General features: G+C 73.2%; 13 protein-coding genes. 7 read left to right on the plus strand and 6 right to left on the minus strand.

Going from position 1 to position 14679, the window contains the following annotated elements; translation table 11 throughout:
* Positions 1-298: 298 nt before the first annotated feature.
* Positions 299-2110 carry a phosphatidylglycerol lysyltransferase domain-containing protein gene (locus RM812_RS31520; protein ID WP_311580193.1) on the minus strand — a complete coding sequence of 604 codons (1812 nt, stop codon included), beginning with the start codon at positions 2108-2110 and terminating at the stop codon, positions 299-301.
* A gap of 203 nt (positions 2111-2313) precedes the next feature.
* On the opposite strand from RM812_RS31520, the gene RM812_RS31525 reads away from it, so the two are divergent.
* Both RM812_RS31525 and RM812_RS31530 read left to right on the plus strand, forming a co-directional pair.
* Complete coding sequence (locus RM812_RS31525; RefSeq protein ID WP_311580195.1) at positions 2314-3480, plus strand: alpha/beta hydrolase; 1167 nt, start codon at positions 2314-2316, stop codon at positions 3478-3480.
* Between the two features lie 137 nt (positions 3481-3617).
* Positions 3618-4850 (plus strand): hypothetical protein, encoded by a 1233-nt coding sequence (locus RM812_RS31530; RefSeq protein ID WP_311580198.1) that lies wholly within the window; start codon positions 3618-3620, stop codon positions 4848-4850.
* A 34-nt stretch (positions 4851-4884) separates the two neighbouring features.
* Here RM812_RS31530 and RM812_RS31535 read toward each other — a convergent pair whose 3' ends face one another.
* Positions 4885-6159: a PH domain-containing protein gene (locus RM812_RS31535; RefSeq protein ID WP_311580345.1), complete on the minus strand. Its 1275-nt coding sequence runs from the start codon at positions 6157-6159 to the stop codon at positions 4885-4887.
* A gap of 143 nt (positions 6160-6302) precedes the next feature.
* Positions 6303-6833, minus strand: a complete 531-nt coding sequence (locus tag RM812_RS31540) for a PH domain-containing protein (RefSeq protein ID WP_311580201.1) — start codon at positions 6831-6833, stop codon at positions 6303-6305.
* A 44-nt stretch (positions 6834-6877) separates the two neighbouring features.
* On the opposite strand from RM812_RS31540, the gene RM812_RS31545 reads away from it, so the two are divergent.
* A complete protein-coding gene (locus RM812_RS31545) occupies positions 6878-8029 on the plus strand; it encodes an NADH-quinone oxidoreductase subunit D (RefSeq protein ID WP_311580204.1) in 1152 nt (383 codons plus the stop codon).
* Here RM812_RS31545 and RM812_RS31550 read toward each other — a convergent pair.
* Complete coding sequence (locus RM812_RS31550; RefSeq protein ID WP_311580207.1) at positions 7994-9109, minus strand: SAM-dependent methyltransferase; 1116 nt, start codon at positions 9107-9109, stop codon at positions 7994-7996. The genes RM812_RS31545 and RM812_RS31550 overlap by 36 nt on opposite strands.
* Positions 9110-9227: 118 nt before the next feature.
* On the opposite strand from RM812_RS31550, the gene RM812_RS31555 reads away from it, so the two are divergent.
* The 3 genes from RM812_RS31555 to RM812_RS31565 are packed head-to-tail and all read left to right on the plus strand — an operon-like array spanning position 9228 to position 11832.
* Positions 9228-10430, plus strand: a complete 1203-nt coding sequence (locus tag RM812_RS31555; RefSeq protein WP_311580210.1) for a sensor histidine kinase — start codon at positions 9228-9230, stop codon at positions 10428-10430.
* 54 nt (positions 10431-10484) lie between these two features.
* Entirely contained in the window at positions 10485-11159 is a 675-nt protein-coding gene (locus RM812_RS31560; RefSeq protein ID WP_311580213.1) for a response regulator transcription factor, read from the plus strand.
* Positions 11160-11199: 40 nt separating this feature from the next.
* Complete coding sequence (locus RM812_RS31565; RefSeq protein ID WP_311580216.1) at positions 11200-11832, plus strand: AAA family ATPase; 633 nt, start codon at positions 11200-11202, stop codon at positions 11830-11832.
* Positions 11833-11847: 15 nt separating this feature from the next.
* Here the strand turns inward: RM812_RS31565 and RM812_RS31570 are convergent, their stop codons facing one another.
* On the minus strand, positions 11848-12954 hold the full coding sequence (locus tag RM812_RS31570; protein ID WP_311580219.1) for a DUF5937 family protein: 1107 nt from the start codon (positions 12952-12954) through the stop codon (positions 11848-11850).
* A gap of 157 nt (positions 12955-13111) precedes the next feature.
* On the opposite strand from RM812_RS31570, the gene RM812_RS31575 reads away from it, so the two are divergent.
* Positions 13112-13327 (plus strand): hypothetical protein, encoded by a 216-nt coding sequence (locus tag RM812_RS31575; protein ID WP_311580222.1) that lies wholly within the window; start codon positions 13112-13114, stop codon positions 13325-13327.
* Positions 13328-13360: 33 nt separating this feature from the next.
* Here RM812_RS31575 and RM812_RS31580 read toward each other — a convergent pair whose 3' ends face one another.
* Positions 13361-14548, minus strand: a complete 1188-nt coding sequence (locus RM812_RS31580; RefSeq protein WP_311580224.1) for a threonine aldolase family protein — start codon at positions 14546-14548, stop codon at positions 13361-13363.
* Positions 14549-14679 lie beyond the last annotated feature (131 nt).

Consider the following 14679-nt stretch of genomic DNA (forward strand, 5'->3'; position numbering starts at 1 on the left):
GGGTGTCCGTCCTCGGAACGGCGCGGAATCGGTCGGCCACGGAAGTGACGGCGTGGACGCGCCAACCGCTGCGGGCGGACACCCCCCGACCCGCCCCCTTCCCGCCGTACGCGGCTTTCCGCCCGCGTAACTGCGGGCAGTCGTGCCGCTGGGGCGGCACGGGTGGGCGCAGCGGCACCCTGGTAGCGCCGGGCCGCGCGACCCGCACCCGGCCCACACTCACGCCGGGTGCCCGGCCCACGCCCCGGCCGCGCAGCGCCCCGCACCCACGCCGGGTGCAAGGCAGGCCGCCGCGGTGTCAGACCGCCCGGGCCTCCTGCTCCGGAACCCGGTGCGCGCAGGGGCGGCGGCCGGCCGTGCGGCGGCGCAGGAAGCGGGGGAGCGGCGGGGCGAGGGTGACGAAGCCCTCGGCCTGCATGGCGGCGAAGCCGATGCGGGGCAGGTCGGCGGAGGCGCGGTAGACCACGAAACGGGGTTCCCAGCGGGGGCGGAACTTGGCGTTGAACTTGTACAGGGACTCGATCTGGAACCACCGGGACAGGAAGACCAGCAGCCCACGCCAGGCACGCAGCACCGGCCCCGCGCCGATCTTCTCGCCGCGGGCGAGGGCCGCGCGGAACATGGCGAAGTTCAGGGAGACGCGCTCGATGCCCAACCTCGGGGCGGCCTGGAGCGCGGCCACGATCAGGAGCTCGTTCATGCCGGGGTCGGCCGAGCGGTCGCGGCGCATCAGGTCGAGCGACACCCCGTCGGCGCCCCAGGGCACGAAGTGCAGGATCGCCTTCAGGTCGCCGTACTCACCCGGCTCCTCGCCCGCCTTGTGCGCGGTCGCGATCAGGCAGTTCCCGTCGGCGGGGTCGCCGATGCGGCCCAGCGCCATGGAGAAGCCGCGCTCGGTGTCCGTGCCCCGCCAGTCGTCGGCGGCCCGGCGGATGCGGTCCAGCTCGGTGGTGCCGAGGTCAGCCACGCGCCGTACCCGGGTCTCGTAACCGGCGCGCTCGATGCGCTTGACCATCTGGCGCACGTTGCGCATCGCGCGGCCGGCGAGGGAGAAATCCGCTACGTCCACCACCGCCTCGTCGCCCAGTTCGAGGGCGTCGAGCCCGGTCTCGCGGGTCCACACCTCGCCACCGGTCTCGGAGCACCCCATGACGGCGGGGGTCCAGGAGTGGGCGCGGGCCTCGTCCATGAAGCGTTCGATGGCCCCCGGCCAGGCCTCGACGTCGCCGATCGGGTCGCCGCTGGCCAGCATCACACCGGAGACGACGCGGTAGGTGACGGCGGCCTTGCCGCTGGGGGAGAAGACGACGGCCTTGTCGCGGCGCAGCGCGAAGTGGCCGAGGGAGTCCCGGTCGCCGTGCTTGGCCAGCAGGGCGCGCAGGCGTGCCTCGTCGTCCTCCGTCAGGTGCGCGGCGGGGTGTTCGGGGCGGAAGGCCAGGTAGACGGTGGTGATGGCGGTGAGCAGGCCGAGGGCGCCGAGGGAGAAGGCGACCGTCCAGGAGGTGTTGCCCCGGTAGTCGACCGGGCCCTCGAAACCGAAGAGGCCGTACAGCACGTGGGCTATGCGGTCGGCCAGGCTGGGGTCGCCGATCATGCGGTGCGGGTGGGCGTTGACGACGACGAGGCCGAGGGCGAGGGAACCGGCGCCCATGAGTACGAAGTTGGCGAGCGCCCGCCAGCGGCTGCGCGGGTCGGGCAGTGCCGCGAACTGGTTCCGGTGCCGCAGCAGGGGCGCGAGCAGCGCGAGGGAGATCAGTACTCCGGCGAGGGAGTGCCGGTAGGTGAACTGCGCGACGGCGCCGAGCGGCAGCAGGGCCACCGCCGCCCGCCACGCCCGTCGCTTGCGGCGTTTGAGACCGTGGGCGAGCAGCAGCAGCAGGACGCCGGCGCTGAGCGAGAGCGCCGCCGCGAACGGGCCGAACGCTCCGGGCAGCACCTCGGCGAGGGCGTGCATGCGGCTGTGCCGGAAGCGGGGGAAGACGCCGGCGGCGATGTCCAGCAGGCCCACGAGCGCGCAGGCGCGGCCGACGAGGAGGGGAACGGCCTCCGGGGCGGGGCCGCGCAGCACCCGACGTACGCTGGTGAGCTTCGTCGGAACCCCACCCGACATTTCCTCATCTGTCCTGGCAGACATCGCACCTGTAGTTCTGCGAGAGATCGTGGATCCGGGCCCGTATGGGGCATCCGGCGACATTGCGCCCTCTAGGACGGTGTCTTGGGGGGAGAGGTTCACTCACCTCCGACGGAAGCCCGATGGGAAGCCGGACGGAAAGCCCGGACGGACGTATGGAAAGCGCAGGCAGGTAACAACGCATGGGTCTCACAAGTGACAAGGTGCTGGCGTTGGCGGTCCTGTCCGGCGTGCTGCTGTTCGGCGGCACGGTGTGGCTGTGGCCGCGGCTGGCCGGGCGGTCCCTGCGGGCCTTCGCCGGGCGGGTCGGCCTGCTGCTCGTCACACAGGTGGCGGTCTTCGCCGCCGTCGGCCTCGCCGCGAACCAGTCCTTCGGGTTCTACGCCAGCTGGGCGGACCTGTTCGGCCGGGAGACCGGTCAGGGCGTGGTCGTGGACCACTCGGCCGGCGCCACCGACGGACATCTCCGGGTCGTCGGTGAGCGGCGGGTGACGCAGGCGGGCGGGGCGCGGCCGGAGACGGCCGGCCGGGTCGAGGAGATACGGGTGGTCGGCCGCACCACGCGCATCGCCACACCCGCGTACGTCTATCTGCCGCCGGAGTACTTCCAGACGCGCCACAGCGCCCGTACGTTCCCCGCGGCCGTCGTCCTGACCGGCTACCCGGGGACGGCCGAGGCACTGGTCGACAAGCTCCGCTACCCGCGCACGGCGCTGGAGTTGGCCAAGGACGGACGTATGCGGCCGATGATCCTGGTGATGCTGCGGCCCACGGTGGCGCCGCCGCGCGACACGGAGTGCGTGGACGTCCCGGGCGGTCCGCAGACGGAGACGTTCTTCGCGAAGGACCTGCCGGAGGCCGTGGGCGCCCACTACCGCGTGGGCAAGGGGCCGGGAAGCTGGGGCATCGTCGGCAATTCGACCGGCGGTTACTGCGCCCTGAAGCTCGCCATGCACCACCCCGGGACGTACGCCGCCGGGGCCGGTCTGTCCGCCTACTACAACGCGCCCAGCGATCCCACCACGGGTGACCTCTTCCAGGGTGACAAGGGGCGGAAGAACCGGGCCGACCTGTGGTGGTTTCTCAAGAACGCGGCGGCGCCCGACACTTCACTGCTCGTCACCAGCAGCAAGTCCGGCGAGACCAACTACAAGGACACGCTGAAGTTCATTGAGCGGGTGAAGGAGAAGAAGCCGACGCGGATCTCGTCGATCATCCTGGAAAGCGGCGGGCACAACTTCAATACCTGGCGGCGCGAGATTCCCGCGACACTGCAGTGGCTCAGCGAGCGGCTCGACGGGCCGCCGGGCGGCCGGGTGGCCGGTGACGGCGGGGGCCACCAGAAATGATCTTGATTTAATTCGCCTGCCGGTGAGCCGCGACGGGCAACCGGTGGATTCCTGATGCCCTGTGAACGCGTCGGAGACGGCTGTGTTTTTACGGGGCGGGGCGCCAAGATTCGCCTACGCGCGGTAAGTTTCTGGCCATGCCACGTGGACGTCACCGCCATTCCCCGCCTCTGCACAGGCTGCTTCCTCCGTCGGCGATCGCAGGCGTCTCCGTCGTCTGCGCCCTCGGCCCCTGGGTGTTCAGCGAGACGATGATCCTGCGCTCCCTGGCCGCGGCCGCCGCGGTGACGGCGGTCGCCGGCGCGGTCGTCATGCGTCACTGGGACGCGCAGGCGGGCAGGCGCGTCGCCGACCTCACGCGCGCGCGTGCGAGCGACGAGTGGCGTTACGAGGAACGCGTCGCGGAACTGGAGTCCGACCTGGAGGAGTCGCGCGAGCTGCGCGTGAAGCTGGAGCACCGGCTGCGAGCGAAGCGCACGGAGCTGGCGGGGCTGCGCAACGAGCACGCCTCCCTGCTGCGGCGCTACGCGACCGCGGAGACCGAGCGCGCCAGCGCGCTGGAGGGCCGTCGCCTGCTGGAGATAGAGGCCGTGCCGCCGGTGCCCGCCCTGCCCGCGGCACGACCGGCACCGGCGGCGGCAACGGCGGAGACGGTGGAAACGGCGGAGACGGTGGCGATGGACGCCGGGAGCGACGAGGAGGTCTCCGGGAGCGACGAGGTTCCCGCCGTCTTCTCTCCCGAGGGATCGAGGCTGTTCCTGCGGGCGAACGCGGCGCTGGCCCGGTTCGACGAGGCGTCCTCCGGCGGTCCGGAGGGCGGTGATCGCGACAGCGACAGCGCCTCCGGCGGCAGTGCTCCCGGCGGTGACGACGACGGGAACGGCGGCGGCAACGGCGGTGGCGAGAGCGCGGCGGCCGAGCCCGCGCAGGAGGGCGAGTCGCTGGGGCAGCCCGCGGCGGCCGACGGACACGAGCGCACCGCCACCCCGACGACCCAGTCCGACGAGCCGCCCGTGCAGCCCACCCGGCCCACCCGGCAGGCCGACGGGCACTTCACGGTGCCGACCGCGGCGGCCGTCGTACCGCCCGCGCCCACCCGGCGTCCGGTGTCCGAGGGCGGCTTCGACTTCTTCGGCACGAAGAACCCCGAGGACGGGACGTCGTCGCCCGACACCCTGGAGGCCGTTCAGAACGAGGATCTCGCCGACGTGGTCGGCCAGGAGGCCCTCGCCCTGCACAAGGCCGAGACGGAGGCCGCATCCGAGCCGGCCGGCGAGGAGTCCCGGGGCGTGGGCCAGGTGATCGACCTGACCGCCCACGACGAGACGGAGCAGATCGACGTACAGGGGCTGCGCAGCGCGGCTTCCTGAGACCGAACCGCACCGGCCGCCACCGGGTGCGGCGTCAGGCCATCCACCGGTCCGGCAGCGCGTCCCGCCGCCCGGTCCGGGAGCGCTCCGCCTGTCCCCGCAGCAGCTCCGCCGCCTCGTCGGCGTCCCGCAGCCGTGCGGTCACGGTCTTGTTCGCCCCCGTGTCCACCCGTACGTCGGCGAGCCGCAGTGCCCGCCGCCACGGCCCCTGGGTGAGGCGGACGCTCTGCACCTTGGCGTGCGGCACGAGCGCCAGGCTGCGGCGCAACAGCCCGTACCGGGCGGCGAACACCGCGTCGGTGACGGCGAGACCGTAGCCGCGCCACCACAGCGGCCGGCACCGTCCCGCGCGCCGCGGCGGACGCGTCAGCGACGCGCCCGTCGGCACGGTCACCCCGGGCAGCACGCGCGCGACGACCGACTCGGCGATCTCGCGCGGGGCGACCGGCAGCAGCACGGAGTTTGACGACCCGGCCACGTCCAGCTCCACCCGCACCCAGCGGCGCCGCCGCCACAGCAGCGGCTCCACGATCCGCACCGTCTGCACGCGGCCCGGCGGCACCGTCTCGTGCGTGCGGTCCAGCAGCCCGTGGTCGATGCGGAGCCCGTCGGGGGACTCGGCCACCGTCCAGTCGTACTCCGCGACGAACCGGCCCGCGCTGCTCGCACCCGCCGCGCCCAGCAGCGGCAGGGCGGTCGCCAGCACCGTCCACAGATTGTCGGTGGCCAGCCACAGCAGGGTCGGTACGGCGACGGCGGCGATCAGCGTCCCCCAGGTCGCGCCGGTCAGCAGCAGCGAGACGGCGAGCACGCCGGGCGGCACGTGGAGGAGCTGCCGGGAGGGTGCCTCGCCGACCTCGTGCGCGGTCTCGGGCGCGAGGCCGGCGGCGCGCGCGAGCAGCTCGGCCCGCAGCGCACGCGCGTCGTCCTCGCCGAGGAAGGCCAGCTCGTCCTTCTTGCCGGTCCCTATGACGTCGAGTTTCAGCTTGGCGACCCCCGCGACCCGGGCGAGCAGGGGCTGGGTGACGTCGACGGCCTGGATCCGTTCGAGCCGGATGTGCGCGGTGCGCCGGAACAGCAGTCCGGTACGGATGCGCAGCTCCGTGTCCGTCACCGCGAAGTGGGTGAACCACCAGGTCAGGAAGCCGTACAGGGCGGCTGCCGGGATGAGCACGGCGAGGCCGAGCAGCAGTGTGGTGGTCGTCAGCCGGGCCAGCTGGCGCTGCGTCTGGTCGGGGTCGTGCACGGCCCACCCCACGAGCACGGCGACCGGCGCCCACGCCCGCCGCAAGGGCGTCACGGGATGCAACCGCCGCTCGACGCTCTCGGCCCTCTCGGAGCCGTCCTGCGGCCCGGCCGAGACCTCGCCGGATCCGGCCCGCTCGCCCCCGACCTCGCCCCCGGTCGGGGGGCCCTCGGTCCCAGCCGCGCCGTCCCCTGCCCCGCCCCCGGTCACAGCCCCGCCGATCGGGCCTCGCCCAGTTCGGTGAGGTGGTCGCGGAGTCGTTCCGCCTCCGTCGGGTCGAGGCCCGGGATGGTCGCGTCGGTCGCGGCGGCCGCCGTGTGGAGTTGCACGCTGGCCAGGCCGAAGTGGCGCTCGACCGGGCCGGAGGTCACCTCGACCAGCTGCATCCGCCCGTACGGGACGACGGTCTCCTCCCGCCACAGCACGCCCCGGCTGATCAGCAGGTCGTCGGCGCGCTCGGCGTACCGCCAGGAGCGCCAGTTGCGTTCCAGCATCACCCAGCCGCACGCCGCCAGGGCCAGTGGCAGCAGCGCGAGCACCGCCCAGACGGGACCTATGAGGAACCAGGGCAGCAGTCCGGCGGCGAGCGTGAGCAGTCCGAGCCACACCACCAGCAACAGCCGTCGCATCCGTAGCAGCCCCGGCGGCAGCCCGGTCCACACCGGCTCGTCCCGCGCCGTGTCCGTGCCCTTCGCCGCCCGCGCCGTGCCCGTGTCGTCAGGGCTCCCCGTCTCCATGAGGCCAGCGTACGTAGGGGACGTACGTAGGGGAGACTGTGCGCATGACTCCTACGACGGAGACCATGGTCGGTATCGGCGGCGCCGCGGAGAGCACCGACATGGTGCTCAACATCGGGCCGCAGCACCCCTCCACGCACGGCGTGCTGCGGCTCAGGCTGGTGCTGGACGGCGAGCGCATCACGAGCGCGGAGCCCGTGATCGGCTACATGCACCGCGGTGCGGAGAAGCTGTTCGAAGCCCGTGACTACCGCCAGATCATCGTGCTCGCCAACCGCCACGACTGGCTGTCGGCGTTCTCCAACGAACTGGGCGTGGTCCTCGCCGTGGAGCGGATGCTCGGCATGGAGGTCCCCTCGCGCGCGGTGTGGTTGCGGACGCTGCTCGCGGAGCTGAACCGGGTGCTGAACCACCTGATGTTCCTCGGGTCGTACCCGCTGGAGCTGGGCGGCATCACCCCGGTCTTCTACGCCTTCCGGGAGCGGGAAGTCCTCCAGAACGTCATGGAGGAGGTCTCCGGCGGGCGCATGCACTACATGTTCAACCGCGTCGGCGGCCTCAAGGAGGACCTGCCGGCCGGCTGGACCACCCGCGCGCGTGCCGCCGTCGCCGCCGTGCGCTCGCGCATGGACGTCTTCGACGACCTGGTGCTCGGCAACGAGATCTTCCGGGGGCGCACCCGGGGCGTGGGAGCCCTCACTCCGGAGGCCGTGCACGCCTACGGCGTCAGCGGTCCGATCGCCCGCGCCTCCGGCGTCGACTTCGACCTGCGCCGCGACGAGCCGTACCTCGCCTACGGCGAACTCCAGGACACCCTGAAGGTCGTCACCCGCCAGGAGGGCGACTGCCTCGCCCGCTTCGAGTGCCTCCTGGAGCAGACGCACAACGCCCTCGACCTCGCCGACGCCTGCCTGGACCGCCTGGCCGAGCTGCCGCCCGGGCCGGTCAACCAGCGGCTCCCGAAGGTGCTGAAGGCACCCGAGGGCCACACGTACGCCTGGACCGAGAACCCGCTCGGCATCAACGGCTACTACCTGGTCAGCAAGGGTGAGAAGACCCCGTACCGGCTGAAGCTGCGCTCGGCCTCGTACAACAACATCCAGGCGCTCACCGAGCTGCTGCCCGGCACGCTGGTCGCGGACATGGTGGCGATCCTCGGGTCACTGTTCTTCGTGGTCGGGGACATCGACAAGTAGCGCGGCGGCGTCGACGGCCCCCACCGGCTGGAGCAGCCACACGAAGTCGCCCAGCCCACCGGGCGCGATCAGCTCGGCGGCCTCCGAGGCGCTCGCGAGGGCGCGTACGTACGCCGCCGGGTCGGTGGAGGCGAGCGCGAGCGGAGGGCGTACGCCGGCGACACCGAGGGCGCGCAGGGCCTCGCGCTGGGGGCGCAGAAGAGCGGGGGGCAGAAGAGCGGGGCGCGGAAGAGCACCCGGGGGCGTGCGCTCCGGAGCGCGCCTCGCGGCCTGGGCCGCCGCGACCGCGTCCAGCGCGACATGCGCGGTGATGTCGCACGTCCCGTCCGGCACCGGGGCCGTCTCCCGCCCCTCCCGGAAGCCGGTGAGCGTCCCGAACGGCGGGCGGGAGTCCACCGTGTGCGCGTAGTCGGCGGCCACGGCGAGCCCCCCGTCCACCGCCGAGACGGCGGACGCCCAGGCGACGTCCCGGGGGAGCCCGATCTCGGCCCGCAGCCCTTCCTCGCCCGGCAGCGGCCACCATCGCGCCAGCCACTCCGCCTCCACCCCGTCCACCGGCTCCCCGAGCCGCTCGGTCCCGTCGTCCCGCACGAGCACCCGCCGTGCCACGCCCGCGGAGTCCACCTCCGCCACCTCCACCGGCACGTTGTCCAGCCACTCGTTGGCGAACAGCAGCCCGGTCACCCCGCGCGGCGGCTCGGTGAGCCACTCGATCCGGCGGTCCAGCCCTTCCGGGCGTCCGGCGACCTCCACGGCGTACGCGCGCGTGCGGGCGGCCACGTCGGCGGGCAGCGCGGCCAGCACCCCGGTGACCAGTTCGCCGCGCCCGGCAGCCATGTCGACGAAGTCCAGCGGCGCGGGCCGCTCCAGCGCCTCGTCGACCCGGCACAGCAAGCGGGCCACCGCGCCGGCGAACAGCGGCGACGCGTGGACGGACGTCCGGAAGTGCCCGGCCGGCCCCTCGGGTCCGCGGTAGAACCCGGCCGGCCCGTAGAGCGCGTCCCGGGTGGCTTCCCGCCAGCCCCGCCACTGGCCCTGCGTCTCTGAGGCCCCGCCGGGGTCTGCTGTCCCTCGTGTCACAGGTTCAGGCTAGGGGCACAGGAGAACGACGCCTCCACCTTGCGGAGTATGCGCGGGGCATCCGGATCGGCCCTTCGGTTGACCCCTGCACCTATCACCCTTCCCTACTCTGGGTTACGTGCAGCGCCTCTACGACTTCCTCCGCAGACACCCGACCGGGGTCGACTGTTTCTGGGCTCTCGTTCTGCTCGGAATTTCCGTCATGTCCGTGGCCCCGCAGCAGGAGGCCCGGGGGACGGACGTCACGGCGCTGATCGTTCCGTTCGTCCTGCTGCTGTGCGTGGTGATCGCGCTGCGCCGGGTCATGCCGGAGAAGATGCTGCTGCTGGCCGCCGCACTGGGCCTCGGACAGCTGGTGCTGGACGTGTCGACGATGCCGGCCGACTTCGCCCTCCTGGTGATCGTCTACACGGTGGCCGCGACCGGCGCCCGCTGGGCCTCCCGGACCGCGCTGGTCATGGGGCTGTGCGCCGCGCCCCTCGCCCAGCTGCGCTGGCCCACGACGGACGCCAGCGTGGCGGGCAACATCGCCATAACGGTCTTCCAGGCGGTGCCGTTCGCCCTCGCCTGGGTGCTGGGCGACTCCATCCGCACCCGCCGCGCCTACTTCGCCCAGCTCGAGGAGCGGGCCGCCCGGCTGGAGAAGGAGCGCGAGGCACAGGCCAAGGTCGCGGTCGCCGCCGAGCGCGCCCGGATCGCGCGGGAGCTGCACGACGTCGTCGCGCACAACGTCTCCGTGATGGTGGTGCAGGCCGACGGCGCCGCCTACGTCCTGGACGCGGCCCCCGACCAGGCGAAGAAGGCCCTGGAGACCATCTCCTCCACCGGCCGCCAGGCGCTCGCGGAGATGCGCCGCCTGCTCGGCGTGCTGCGCACCGGCGAGCACCAGGAGGCCGGCGAGTACGTCCCGCAGCCCGACGTCCAGCAGATCGAGGACCTCGTCGAGCAGTGCCGTACCTCCGGACTGCCCGTCGACTTCAAGGTCGAGGGCACTCCGCGCGAGCTGCCCAGCGGCGTCGAGCTCACCGCCTACCGCATCGTGCAGGAGGCGCTCACCAACACGCGCAAGCACGGCGGACCCAACGCGGGCGCGAGCGTGCGCCTGGTCTACTTCGACGACGGACTCGGACTGCTCGTCGAGGACGACGGCAAGGGCGCCCCGCACGAGCTGTACGAGGACGGCGGCACCGACGGCCAGGGTCACGGCCTGATCGGCATGCGCGAGCGGGTCGGCATGGTCGGCGGCACCCTGGACGCGGGTCCGCGCCCGGGCGGCGGATTCCGCATCAGCGCGCTGCTGCCGTTGAAACCCGCACACTGATATCCGCATCCCGTACGCATGTACGGCGTTGACACCTGTAAGGAAGAGGCCCCGATGGCGATCCGCGTAATGCTCGTCGACGACCAGGTGCTGCTGCGCACCGGGTTCCGGATGGTGCTGGCGGCCCAGCCGGACATGGAGGTCGTCGCGGAGGCGGGCGACGGCGTCGAGGCACTCCAGGTGCTGCGCTCCACCGCCGTGGACGTCGTCCTGATGGACGTCCGCATGCCCAAGCTCGACGGCGTCGAGGCCACCAGCCGGATCTGTGCGGACCCGGACGCCCCGAAGGTGCTGATCCTGACCACCTTCGACCTCGACGAGTACGCCTTCTCGGCGCTGAAGGCGGGCGCCTCCGGCTTCATGCTCAAGGACGTACCGCCCGGCGAACTGCTCGCCGCCATCCGCTCGGTGCACAGCGGCGACGCGGTGGTCGCCCCCTCGACCACCCGCCGGCTCCTGGACCGGTTCGCGCCGATGCTGCCGGCCACCCACCAGGAGCCCCGGCACAAGGAGCTCCAGCGGCTCACCGAACGGGAGCGCGAGGTGATGGTGCTGGTCGCGCAGGGCCTGTCCAACGGGGAGATCGCGGCCCGGCTCGTGCTGTCGGAGGCGACCGTGAAGACGCACGTGGGCCGCATCCTGACCAAGCTCGGCCTGCGCGACCGGGTGCAGGTGGTGGTCCTCGCCTATGAGACCGGGCTGGTGCGGGCCGGCGGCGGACAGGGCTGACAGCGCCCCGCGGCGGGGCCCGCGTCGGTAGGGTCTGCGCATGCTCCTGTGGATCAACGGGCCCTTCGGGGGCGGCAAGACACAAACCGCGCACGAGATACGGCGCCGCCTGCCCGGCAGCGTCATCTGCGACCCCGAGCACGCCGGCTTCGGCCTGCGCCGCATGCTGCCGCCCGAGCTGCGAGGCGATTTCCAGGACCTGACCTCCTGGCGGCAGGGTGTCGTGGAGGTCCTGGATCTGGCCCTCACCCGGCACGACGGCGTGGTGATCGCGCCCATGACGGTCACCGACTCCGGGTACTTCGCCGAGACCGTCGGCCGCCTGCGCGAGCTGGGCCACGACGTCCGCCACTTCACCCTCCTCGCGGATCGCGGGACCGTACTGCGACGGCTGCGCGAGCGCGGCCTGGGGCACCTTCTGCGGTACGTCGCCGGCAAGGGGGCCGGACCGCGCCGCGAGAGCTGGGCCGTGCAACAGCTCGACCACTGTCTGGAGCGGCTGGCCGAACCGGAGTTCGCCGAGCACCTGTGGACGGACCGCACGACCGTCCCGAAGACCGCCGACCGGATCGCCGTACTGGCGGGCCTCACCTTGAACCCCAACGACGAGGGAGCGCTGCGCACTCGGATCAGGCAGGCGCGGGTCGGGATCCGGCACATCCGGTTCGACTGACCGCACCCCCGCGGGTCAGCGGAGTATCCCCTCCAGGAAGTCGCTGCCCAGCCGGGCCACCATCGTCACGTCCAGCTGGTGCAGGACATACCGTCCGCGGCGCCGTGTGGTGATCAGTCCCGCCTTCTTCAGCACGCTCAGGTGCCGGGATATCTCCGGGGCCGTCATGCCGTGGGCCTGCGCGAGCTCGCTCGTGGTGTACGCGCTGCGGGCCAGGTGGCGGCAGATCCGCATGCGGACCGGGTGGGACAGCGCGGCCATCCGCAGCGAGAGCTGCTCGACCGAGGGCGGCGAGGCCATCTCGGGGGAGCCGACGGGGTAGTGCAGCACCGGCTGCCAGTCGTGCCGGTGCAGGACCATCAGGTGCGGCCAGCCCAGGCTGGTCGGGACGAGCAGGAGCCCGCCGTCCGCCGTCGCCGAGCGGCCGTCGCCCAACTTGTCGACCGTGATCCGTGCGGCGGCCTCGTCCAGCGTGACCGCCGGGGACACCGAGGCCAGCGCCTCGGCCAGGCCCTTGCGGCGCAGCAAGTCGGTCTTGAGGCGGGCGTCCGCCGCCAGCTGGTGGCGCAGCCGGGACCAGGCCTCCGCGAAGAACGCGTTGTCGCAGTCCTGCGCGAACTGCCTGAACCAGCCCCGGATCCGTGGCGGGTCGGCCAGCAGCCGCTCGCTGAAGCGCAACTGCTGCGGCCCCCGCGCGGCGGCCAGGTCCAGCGCGCGCCGACGCACCACCGCGTCCGTGAGCGCGGAGACCCCGCCCGTGCTGTACGGCAGGGCGCAGGTGAACTCCAGAGCCGCGTCCACGAACTGCTCGTCGGACAGCTTGTCGAGCAGGTCCAGGTCCTCGGCGAGGGTGGCCCCGGGCAGTGTGCTGCGGCCCGGGACACCGGCGAACGGCAGGAACAGGTCCGAGAACGTCGTCCGCCACAGGAAGTCGGCCTCGCACATCCGGTCGGCCAGGTGCGAGTCGAGCCGCGCGGTCACGCCAGTCGCCCAGCCCTGCAGGCCGGGGTGGTGCCCCGGCTCGGACAGCGCGTGCAGGGCCATGCCCAGCTCGGCCAGGGGCGACGGCACGACGGCGATCCTCTCCGGCCGCAGCCCCGCGATGTCGATGCGCACGCTCATGCCCCCATGGTGCACGCCGCCACTGACAACGCCGCCGCCGATTGACCGCCGCCGTCAATCGGCGCGACCGCGGATCCGTACGGGAGCAGTCTGGGGTCACCGGGGCGGCCGCGGAGCCCGATTCCCCCTCCTACGTCCGCTGAGAAGGCGATCCGCCATGAGCGTCACGCAGCAGTACCTCCTCGACACCTACCGCGCCCGGCAGCTCGGTGTGCCCGTGCCGCCCGCGCCCGGCACCCACGACTGGCGGGTCGTGCGCGAGTGGCACGACCACCGCCGGTTCCGCGCGGTCCTCGCCGGCCGTCCGGTGCGCGGCCGCGTACGGCGGGCCCTGCGCCGGTGGTGGGCGGCGCGGTCGCACGCCACCGGCTGACCACGCCGTCGTTCCTGATCCGACGTCAGCCGGTCAGCCGGTCAGCCGCGCGGCGAAGTCGGCGACCGCCGCCTTCACGTCGTCGGCAGTCCACTCCAGGCCCGGCGCCTCCACCCCCACCTCGGTGACGGCGATCCCCGGGCCGGGTGCGTCCCAGGCCCAGGAGAAGAGGGCCGTCCCCGTCTCCTCGGCCTGCCGCACCGCGGCCTCGCCCGCGTCGTCGGCGTCGCGGGGCAGCCAGACCTGGAACTCGTGGGTGTGCGGCACCTCGGGGTGCACCCGGGCCGACGGCAGCCCGGCCGCCGCGAAGCCCTCCCGCAGCGCGGCGGCCACCACGCGCGCGTGGGCCACGTACTCCGGCAGCCGGGGCAGCTCGCGTTCCAGGCCGGCCAGCGCCGACAGCACCGTCGGGAACTGCTGGAACACCGCGCCGCCGTACCGGTGCCGCCAGGCCCTGGCCTCCTCGACCAGCGTCCGGGGGCCGGCCAGGGCGGCTCCGCCGTAGCCCTTGAGGGACTTGTAGAACGACACGTACACGCTGTCCGCGAGGCCGGCGATCTCCGCCAGGGGGCGGCCGAAGTGGACGGTGGACTCCCACAGGCGGGCCCCGTCGAAGTGGACCACCGCGTCGCGCTCCCGCGCGGCCCCGACGACGTCGGTGAGCTCCTCCCAGGTGGGCAGGACGAAACCGGCCTCCCTCAGCGGCAGCTCCAGCATCAGCGCCCCGAACGGCTCCTCGAAGTCGCGTACCTCGTCGGCGGTCGGCAGCCGGGGCGCGCCGGTCAGGTGTACCGGGTGCAGCCCGCTGACCCGGCTGAAGGCGTTCCGCTCGTGTCGCTCGGGATGGCTGAGCCCGTGCAGGGCGACGACGGGGTTGCCGGTGCGGCCCGCCCAGCAGCGCAGCGCCACCTGCTGGGCCATGGTGCCGGTCGGGAAGAAGGCGGCGGCCTCGGTGCCGAGCAGGGCGGCGACCTTCTCCTCGAGGGCCTGCACGATGCCGTTGCCGTACATGTCGGACGGCTCGTCCAGGTCGTACAGCCCGTCCGCTCCGTCCAGCAGGGCGAGGCGCTCCCGCAAGGTCGTGCCGAAACCGGGGCGCGCGAGCACGCGCCGTGCGCCCCGGTGCGCGGCCACGCGTCGTTCACGGAGGCGCTGGTTCCGCTCCGCCGTCGACTCCGCCGCCCGCTCCGCCTGCTCGGTGTGTGCCGCCGTATCGCTCATGCCGGGATCATGCCGTGCGGACGCCGCCCCGGGCACCCGGGTTTCCCACAGGTTCCGCCACGCGTCCCCACCCGCGCGGGGAGGCATGCCCCGCCACCGCACGGAAACCCACAGCCTGTGGACAACCGGAC

This window comes from Streptomyces lancefieldiae (genome assembly GCF_031845825.1).
Classification (GTDB): domain Bacteria; phylum Actinomycetota; class Actinomycetes; order Streptomycetales; family Streptomycetaceae; genus Streptomyces; species Streptomyces lancefieldiae.

Coding starts and splice junctions, on each gene's coding strand:
- RM812_RS31520 (WP_311580193.1), bottom strand. CDS start 2,110: ATGTCGGGTGGGGTTCCGACGAAGCTCACCAGCGTACGTCGGGTGCTG.
- RM812_RS31525 (WP_311580195.1), top strand. CDS start 2,314: ATGGGTCTCACAAGTGACAAGGTGCTGGCGTTGGCGGTCCTGTCCGGC.
- RM812_RS31530 (WP_311580198.1), top strand. CDS start 3,618: ATGCCACGTGGACGTCACCGCCATTCCCCGCCTCTGCACAGGCTGCTT.
- RM812_RS31540 (WP_311580201.1), bottom strand. CDS start 6,833: ATGGAGACGGGGAGCCCTGACGACACGGGCACGGCGCGGGCGGCGAAG.
- RM812_RS31545 (WP_311580204.1), top strand. CDS start 6,878: ATGACTCCTACGACGGAGACCATGGTCGGTATCGGCGGCGCCGCGGAG.
- RM812_RS31560 (WP_311580213.1), top strand. CDS start 10,485: ATGGCGATCCGCGTAATGCTCGTCGACGACCAGGTGCTGCTGCGCACC.
- RM812_RS31565 (WP_311580216.1), top strand. CDS start 11,200: ATGCTCCTGTGGATCAACGGGCCCTTCGGGGGCGGCAAGACACAAACC.
- RM812_RS31570 (WP_311580219.1), bottom strand. CDS start 12,954: ATGAGCGTGCGCATCGACATCGCGGGGCTGCGGCCGGAGAGGATCGCC.
- RM812_RS31575 (WP_311580222.1), top strand. CDS start 13,112: ATGAGCGTCACGCAGCAGTACCTCCTCGACACCTACCGCGCCCGGCAG.
- RM812_RS31580 (WP_311580224.1), bottom strand. CDS start 14,548: ATGAGCGATACGGCGGCACACACCGAGCAGGCGGAGCGGGCGGCGGAG.